Source organism: Candidatus Ruminimicrobium bovinum, assembly GCF_902760015.1.
Classification (GTDB): domain Bacteria; phylum Elusimicrobiota; class Endomicrobiia; order Endomicrobiales; family Endomicrobiaceae; genus Ruminimicrobium; species Ruminimicrobium bovinum.
Genome location: NZ_CACWEU010000146.1, coordinates 1 through 4,814, shown reverse-complemented (window position 1 = coordinate 4,814; position 4,814 = coordinate 1). Strand labels below are relative to the sequence as shown.

The 4,814-nt window shown below is 33.8% G+C and carries 4 protein-coding genes; all 4 read right to left on the bottom strand.

The window, feature by feature from the left end; translation table 11 throughout:
• Positions 1 to 307: 307 nt before the first annotated feature.
• On the bottom strand, positions 308 to 1,543 hold the full coding sequence (gene glyA, locus ACMUOV_RS05135; protein ID WP_413854035.1) for a serine hydroxymethyltransferase: 1,236 nt from the start codon (positions 1,541 to 1,543) through the stop codon (positions 308 to 310).
• 67 nt (positions 1,544 to 1,610) lie between these two features.
• Positions 1,611 to 3,551, bottom strand: a complete 1,941-nt coding sequence (gene glgB, locus ACMUOV_RS05130; protein ID WP_413854034.1) for a 1,4-alpha-glucan branching protein GlgB — start codon at positions 3,549 to 3,551, stop codon at positions 1,611 to 1,613.
• A gap of 61 nt (positions 3,552 to 3,612) precedes the next feature.
• Positions 3,613 to 3,798: a hypothetical protein gene (locus ACMUOV_RS05125; RefSeq protein ID WP_413854033.1), complete on the bottom strand. Its 186-nt coding sequence runs from the start codon at positions 3,796 to 3,798 to the stop codon at positions 3,613 to 3,615.
• A 67-nt stretch (positions 3,799 to 3,865) separates the two neighbouring features.
• On the bottom strand, positions 3,866 to 4,814 hold a 949-nt coding region (locus ACMUOV_RS05120), incomplete at its 5' end, for an HD domain-containing protein (RefSeq protein WP_413854032.1).

Below are 4,814 nucleotides of genomic sequence, written 5' to 3'. Positions count from 1 at the left end.
GAATAAAAGATTAAGTTAATTAGGCCTAATCTTTTATTCCCTTACGGTCTGTTTTTGGTTTCAAACTTCTTTTGCCTTAGCAAAAGCTATCCTTTCGGATCCCAAAAACTTTAAAACGACAACGTACAATGTATAACGTACAATGTATAAACTACAGCTGAGAAACTTAAGAACTAAAAAATTTTAAACTAAAAACTGCAACAACGAGCATTATACCATTTTTATTGATATTTGTCCAAAAAAACAAAACACAACACAACACAACACAACAATATTTTTTAGTATCGTATAATAAAAAGAAAAAATTTTAATATACGGGAAAATCCTTACATAAAGCAGTAACTTCTTTTTTTACTTCGGCTATAACTTCTTCATTATTGATATTTTTTAATACTTTTATTATCCAATTTGCAATTTTTGTAACTTCGGCTTCTTTCATTCCTCTTGTAGTAATTGCAGGTGTTCCTATTCTGATACCGGAAGCTATCATAGGTTTTGCCGGGTCGTAAGGTATTGTGTTTTTGTTTGCTGTTATACCGGCTTTTTCCAATGTTATTTGTGCATCTTTGCCTGTTACATTTAGCGGCCTTAAATCAACTAAGAACATGTGGCTGTCTGTTCCGCCTGAAACTATTCTTAAACCGCCTTCGGCTAATACCTCTGCAAACTTTTTTGCATTTAAAGCAACTTGTTTTTGATATTCTTTAAATGAGGGTTCCAAAGCTTCTTTAAATGCAACCGCTTTTGCGGCAATTACATGCATTAAAGGACCGCCTTGTGTACCGGGGAAAACTGCGGAATTAATTTTTTTTGCCAAATCTTCCCTGTTGGTCATAATAATACCGCCTCTGGGACCCCTTAAAGTTTTATGAGTTGTTGTTGTAACAACATCTGCAAACGGTACAGGTGAAGGATACACACCTGCAGCAATAAGCCCTGCATAGTGAGCAATATCTGCCATAAAATATGCACCGACCGAATCTGCAATTTTTCTTATTCTTTGCCAATCCCATATTCTTGAATATGCACTTGCACCGGTAACAATTAATTTTGGTTTGTTTTCTTTTGCAAGTTCTTCCAATTTATCGTAATCGATAAGTTCTGTATCTTTGTTAACGGTGTAAGGAATTATTTTGAAAAACTTACCGGAAAAATTCATCGGATGACCGTGCGATAAATGACCGCCGTGGTCCAAACTCATACCTAAAACGGTATCGCCCGGTTGAAGTAATGCCATGAAAGTTGCCATGTTTGCCTGTGCACCCGAATGCGGTTGAACATTTACAAATTGGCAGCCGAAAAGCTGTTTTGCCCTTTCTATTGCCAAAGTTTCAACTTTATCTACAAATTCACAACCGCCGTAATATCTTCTTCCCGGATAGCCCTCGGCATATTTATTTGTTAAAACCGAACCTTGTGCCTGCATAACGGCTTTTGATGTGTGGTTTTCGGATGCAATAAGTTCAATATTGTTTTCTTGTCTTTGATGTTCTTCCTCGATAATATTAAAAATATCCGAATCAACTCTTTTTAAATCTTGCATTTTTAACTCCTATTCAATTGTATTTTATTTATTTTGTCATTATACTAAAAAAAATTTGCTTTTCCTATTATTTCTTTTCGTTTATAGTTTCCGTAAATTCAAATTTGAAAAATACCGAAGCTAACGGCGGTAATACAATTTCTATTGTATACGGCTTTGAATGTGTGGAATAGTCAAAAGTTTTAACTTCCCCCAAATTACCCATGTTGCTGCCGAAATAAACATTTGAATCACTGTTTAAAACTTCCTTCCAAATACCTTTTTTAGGAACACCTATTTTATAATTGTATTTAGGAACCGGATTAAAGTTATAAACACATACTATTATTTCACCGGTTGACGGAGATTTTCTTAAAAAACTTAAAACGGAATTATCGGAATCTTTGCAATCTATCCATTCAAAACCGTTCCAACTGTTGTCATCTTCAAATAAAGGTTTTTGCGTTTTATAAAATTTATTTATATCTCTTACCCAATTTTGCATACCGGAATGTTGCCAATATTTCAGAACATACCATTCCAAACTTTCATCGTGGTTCCATTCCCTAACCTGCCCGAATTCGCTGCCCATAAACAACAATTTTTTCCCCGGATGCCCGTACATATAACCGATTAACAGTCTTAAATTTGCAAATTTTTGCCATTCGTCACCGGGCATTTTTCCGATTAAAGAACCTTTACCTTGTGTTACTTCGTCGTGTGAAAAAGGTAAAACAAAATTTTCACTGAAAGAATACAATAAGCTGAAAGTTAAATTATTATGATTATATTTTCTAAAAAGCGGGTCTGTTTTGAAATACCTTAAAGTATCGTTCATCCAGCCCATATTCCATTTAAAACCGAACCCCAAACCGCCTATATAAGTAGGTTTTGATACCATAGGCCATGCGGTAGATTCTTCGGCTATCATTTGAACATCGTTATGGTTTTCATAAACTACATAGTTTAATCTTTTTAAAAATTCTATTGCATCAATGTTTTCTTTCCCGCCGTATTTGTTCGGTAACCATTCCCCCTGTTTTCTTGAATAATCCAAATATAACATTGAAGCAACCGCATCTACCCTTATTCCGTCAATGTGGTATTTGTTTAGCCAGAAAAGTGCCGATGATATTAAGAAATTTTTAACTTCGTTCCTTCCGTAATTAAAAATTGCACTTTTCCAATCCGGGTGAAAACCCAACCTTTTATCCGAATGTTCGTAAAGATAAGTTCCGTCAAAAAAACTAAGCCCGTGTTGATCCATCGGAAAATGAGACGGAACCCAATCCATAATTACACCGATACCTGCCTGATGTAAGCGGTCTATCAAATACATTAAATCCTGCGGAGTTCCGTATCTGCTGGTAGGTGCAAAATAACCGGTTATTTGATAGCCCCAAGAACCGTAAAACGGATGTTCCATTACGGGCATAAATTCAACATGGGTAAAATTCATATCCTTGCAGTATTTTGTTAATTCTTCTGCAAGTTCCCTGTATGTAAGCATTCTGTTGTTTTGGTCGAATTTTCTTTTCCAAGAACCTAAATGAACTTCATAAATTGACATCGGAGCATTTAAAGCATTATTCTTGTAACGGTTTTTCATCCAATCGGAATCGTTCCAGGAATAAGTTATATCCCAAACTTTTGAGCCCGTTTTTTTAGGTGTTTCACAATGGAAAGCATACGGGTCGGATTTTTCAACGGAATAATTGTTTTGGTTTGAAATAATAAAATATTTATAAATATCCCCCTGCTTTAAATAAGGAATAAAACCTTCCCAAATTCCGGAACTGTCACCCCTGGGGTTTAAAGGATGTGAGAATTTATCCCAATAGTTAAAATCGCCTATTACAGAAACATGTTTTGCATTCGGTGCCCAAACGGCAAAATATACACCGTCTTTACCTTCATAATTTACAATATGCGAACCGAGCAATTCATATAAATTAAAATGACTGCCTTCTTTAAAAAGATAAATATCCTGCTGAGAAAATAATGAAAAAGGACGAACATAATTTTCCATAAATTTATCCTCTGTTAATTTATTTATATTTGTTGAATATTTAATTTTACCAAATTTTAATTTATTTTTTTATCATTGTTCCAATAACAAGCCCGATAAACATTCCAACTATAATTCCCATCAGAATGCTTGTTATACCAAGAATTGCCAAAATAATACCTGCTACGGCACCTAAAACAAGCCCGGTAACATCATAAGTTTCCGGCCTTTCTTCTTCCTGATTATCATTAAAATTATTTTCGTCCATATAAATCCTCCGAAAACTTTTCAGCTTATCAGCTTCACGTTCAACAATGCAGCTCTTAAGCTTTAGCTTATTTATTTTTTATTTTTTGTAATTCTGTTTTTAATCTTTTAATTATCCAATCTTCCAAGCTTTCAATAACCTGCTCTTTTGTTATTTTAGGGTTTTCAAATTGCAATTCCCTTATGAAACTTTTGGCTTCCGTTATCCATTGCCCTGCAGGTTGTTCAAAAATTTTAATTAACTCGTTACCGTTAAACAAATCCGCTTCGGGCATTAACATATTATTTTTTTTTAATTTGCTTACCCTGTCAAAAAGTTCTCCGTTAAATTTTCGAGAATCCGCCATGTTAAGCAGTTTAATATATTCCAAACTGTCACCTATTTTATCGGCAAATTTTCTGACGGAAGTATCTTTCCATGATGAAAGATACATTTTAGGATATAAGTGGTTTTCAATAAGAAAACAAACATGTTTTATAAAATCGGCAGGATATTTTAACCTTGATAAAATATTTTTTGCAAGTTTTGCACCTTGTTTTTCATGCCCTATAAAAGATATTTTACCGTTGTTAACGGTTTTTGTTTGCGGTTTGGCAATATCGTGTAATAATGCCGCAACCCTAAGTAATAAATTGGGTGCAACCTTATCAACTACATCCAATATATGATTAAAAACATCTTTGTCGTGATATTTTGCCGGTTGTTCTATATTTTGAGTTTGTTTTAATTCAGGTAAAATAACATTTAACAAACCTATATCATCAAGCATAAGTAAAGCTTTTGACGGAGTATCTGTCAATAAAATTTTATTTAATTCATCTCTTATTCTTTCACCGGAAACTATTGTTATTCTGGCAACATTATTTTTCATGCTTTCATAAGTTTTTTGTTCTATTGAAAAATTTAATTGAAAACTTTGGCGGACGGCCCTTAATATTCTTAAAGGGTCCTGGCTGAATATTATATCGGCTGAAGTTTCGTCGGTAACCCTTATTATTTTATTTTGTATATCCTTC